Origin of the sequence: Bathymodiolus platifrons methanotrophic gill symbiont, from assembly GCF_002189065.1 — a bacterium.
Classification (GTDB): Bacteria; Pseudomonadota; Gammaproteobacteria; order Methylococcales; family Methylomonadaceae; genus Methyloprofundus.
This window is the reverse complement of the sequence record NZ_BDMN01000468.1, coordinates 1-3,302: the sequence shown is the minus strand read 5'-3', so window position 1 is coordinate 3,302 and position 3,302 is coordinate 1. Positions and strand designations below refer to the sequence as shown.

The 3,302-nt window shown below is 40.1% G+C and carries 4 protein-coding genes; 3 read left to right on the top strand and 1 reads right to left on the bottom strand.

From position 1 onward, the window contains the following. Positions 1 to 196 (bottom strand): hypothetical protein (locus CDZ78_RS22745; protein ID WP_211200784.1); only part of this gene is annotated, 196 nt, incomplete at its 3' end. A 15-nt stretch (positions 197 to 211) separates the two neighbouring features. Between CDZ78_RS22745 and CDZ78_RS19465 the strand changes: the two genes are divergently transcribed. The 3 genes from CDZ78_RS19465 to CDZ78_RS19455 all read left to right on the top strand — a co-directional run bounded on the left by CDZ78_RS19465 (position 212) and on the right by CDZ78_RS19455 (position 3,250). Beyond that, the gene (locus tag CDZ78_RS19465; RefSeq protein ID WP_087871446.1) at positions 212 to 787 is read left to right on the top strand and encodes a hypothetical protein; all 576 of its coding nucleotides are present in this window, start codon (positions 212 to 214) and stop codon (positions 785 to 787) included. 121 nt (positions 788 to 908) lie between these two features. Beyond that, entirely contained in the window at positions 909 to 2,837 is a 1,929-nt protein-coding gene (locus CDZ78_RS23420; protein WP_244559301.1) for an RHS repeat domain-containing protein, read from the top strand. Between the two features lie 50 nt (positions 2,838 to 2,887). Then, on the top strand, positions 2,888 to 3,250 hold the full coding sequence (locus CDZ78_RS19455; protein WP_087871444.1) for a hypothetical protein: 363 nt from the start codon (positions 2,888 to 2,890) through the stop codon (positions 3,248 to 3,250). The last annotated feature ends 52 nt before the right edge of the window (positions 3,251 to 3,302 follow it).

The window sequence follows — 3,302 nt, the reverse complement described above, 5'->3', positions numbered from 1 at the left end:
TTGAGGTAGTCTTAACGGAGCAGGGTTTTGTGCGTAGTTGAGACGGACGCAGGGCGACCAGGGCATCTCCCATTCGCTGCGTAGGCGAATGAATGTTGGTGACAGGAGTCCCAGAATGTTGTGAGGTAGTATGGTGCACCTGAAAGAACAATTGAAAATAGTAATTAAGCCTAGCAATAAGATAATACTCACACAATCATGGAGATAAGCAATGCATTATTTAAGAACAGTCCTCATTGTAATGGTAAGCATAAGTGCGATTACTGTGGTATATAAAAACATAAGATTCCCCGAAACAAGCGCAGTGGAATTACCCATACCGCCCCTCTCCGTACAACACAAGACTACATTATCAAAGTTTAAAATAACGCCCTTAGAAGAATTACACACCCCAGATATTGTCTTTTCACCTGAACCTATGACTCAACCACCGCAACAACAAGTAATTTTAAATCATGAAGTCAGTTTAATAACAGCTACAAGCTTAGACATATCAACACAAATGATAGGCATTGAGCCCGTAGAATATTCTCCACTGAATACTCAAGGATCTCTACCAGATTTAGAACTAAAAGGGCAGTTAGGAGTGGAACCTTTAAATATACCTGAACAAGAAATATCATCAATCGAAAATCCAAACCAACTAACCAAAAAGCACATAAAAAAAATTGAGCACTGGCAAACACAACGCCAACTGCGAAAAGAATGGCATCAAAAACAACTCAGCCAACACCCTAAGCGCCAAGCCTTGCTAAAGTTGCGGGAAAGGCTAAACTCACCTCAATAAAGCTTAATGCTCTCCCATAAATCACCCTATGCTATAGTCTAAAAACCAATCAGGATTCGAAGTGAATATTATTTTCTTTAAAAAACATCTGCCAGCAAGCACTACCCTACTGCTGTTAATAATGATTAACAGCCTATCCGCCTTTGCCAATGTTGAACAAAAACGGTACCAATACGATCTTAACAGTAACGTCACTCAATACATTACGGCTAACGGGGCTAAAATTGAGTATAGCTATGATAGCTTGAATCAACTGATTAAGGTCAGCAGCAGTGATGGAGATAATGTTGAATACAGCTACGATAGCGAGGGTCGTATCACTAAAATGGAGGATTCCACAGGAATCAGTCGTTACGAATATGATGCCTTAGGTAGGCTGATCGCGTATAAACCACCGGATGTTAAACAGTTTAACTATTATTACAATGAACTAAATCAATTAACCAGTCTTAAAGACCCTTTAGGCATCTATACTTATTATACATATAATCTTGATGGGCGGTTAATTATCCATTATGACGTTAATGTTTATAATTCCTACGAGTACCATGAAACGACAGGACTACTACTTCGTCACGGTCGATATGCGTTGACAGATAGACCCGGTTCCTACGACTCAAATGGTTCTACCAGCTATAGTTACGATGCCGCGAGACGATTGACGCAAGTGGTAGAAAGCGATGCCGACTCTGAAAACAAATCCACGACCACCTATAGCTATGATGGCAATGGTAATCAGACAAAGATCAGCCGCCAAATTCCAGGGGAAACTGAATCTGCGACTTACGAATACGACGGTTTAAATCGTCTCACTGAAGTTAGTTATACAGGAGGGGGGCGAGACGGAAGAAAAGAGAGTTATAGCTACAATTGGGGAGGTAATCGCCTAAGAAAAACCGACCATAACGGCACTACTTCTTATGAATACAGCAGTGACAATCGTCTTCTGAAAACCACCGCGCCACAAGGTATTACCGACTATGTGTATGACGACGGCGGTAACCTGATTACAAAAACTGAGCCAAGTAACACCTCTCATTACAAATACAATAGTCGTAATTTATTAATCAGTTATGAGGACAACCATAATAAAGTCAGTTATCTATATAATGGAGCTGGTCATCGCGTATCTAAAACTGTAAATGGCGTTATCACCCGTTATATCAATCATATAAACTTTGGTTTATCTCAAGTTGTTTTAGAAGCCGATGATAAATACAAAATAAAACGCCGATACAGTTACGGCATGGGTCGTACAGCCTCCTATGACTGGGACGCACCTGAGGAAGATAAAAGTCAATACTATTTATATGACCGTCCTGGGGGAAACGTAACCTCTATAGAAGACCGTTTAGGTAAGACACGTAATCGTTATAAATATGGCAGTTTTGGCGAAGAAGTTAGTAGTACGGAAGCCCACAGTAATGATTTTAAGTATGCTGGCGAGCAAGCCGACAGCAACACTGGGTTAATTTACCTGAGAGCCCGGTACTACGATCCTGAAATTGGACGTTTTATATCAAGAGACCCTTTCTCTGGCTATATGTCCGTACCTGAGTCTCAGAATATGTATGCTTATGCGCATAATAATCCACTGAAGTTTGTTGACCCTAGTGGAGAATGTGTTGAAACAGTATGGGATGCGGCTAATGTCATCTATGATATAGGTAAAATTTCTTATGGCTATCTTAACAATAATCAACATGTTGTTTCAGCAGGTTATACGGATTTAGGTGCCGACCTATTTGCTCTAGCAGTACCAGGATTACCAGCAGGTATTACTAAACTTAGGGGGATTACTGATGCTGCAAAGGGTGTAGGGAATACAGCTTCTAAATCTAAAGGCGTTATTCATGTAACAAAAGATGGTGTGGCACTTCCTCCGGGCGCTAAATACAAAATTCCGGATAACTATGTGCAAAACCCGCATAGATCAGGTAACTATGGTGATATAGTTAATGGCAAGTTCAAAGAACTTTTGCGCATTGACCCTCCGACAATACCAGGGCAAAAAGGACCAAATTATTCTCACTATCACAAAAAATGGTAAGGGTACGCACTACAGTCCAAGACCAGGTGATAAAGATCCAGGATTCTAATATGGATACTAAGTTTAACTCTTTGCTGTGGCATGATGCTCAGTTGCTATCAATTAGTATTGACCGCTCGAATGCTGGTAATAACGACATTATTACCTTTGTGATTAAGTGGCCAGATGGAAATCAAAACAACATTGTTTTTAATGACTGCTACTTATTTGATGCAAGAATGAATTTTGGTGTTGTATCGGAAGAAAGTATATTGGAAGCTATATGCTTGGATGAGGGTGTCCAAATCCCTGATATAAAAAGTAAATGGCAGTCTTTAGAAGTGACATTAGATGATCTCCGTTGCTATCGAATTATCACTAATTCAACCAATAGCCAAATTGATATTTATGCGTTGTCCTATGCGTTGTCATAAGGTTCTGTCGCAATAATTATCAAAAGCGCAGACCTCCTGGTCTTCAGGCATA

Excerpts from the sequence above, each read along its gene's own strand:
- CDZ78_RS19465 (WP_087871446.1), top strand. The coding sequence starts at position 212 with ATGCATTATTTAAGAACAGTCCTCATTGTAATGGTAAGCATAAGTGCG.
- CDZ78_RS23420 (WP_244559301.1), top strand. The coding sequence starts at position 909 with ATGATTAACAGCCTATCCGCCTTTGCCAATGTTGAACAAAAACGGTAC.
- CDZ78_RS19455 (WP_087871444.1), top strand. The coding sequence starts at position 2,888 with ATGGATACTAAGTTTAACTCTTTGCTGTGGCATGATGCTCAGTTGCTA.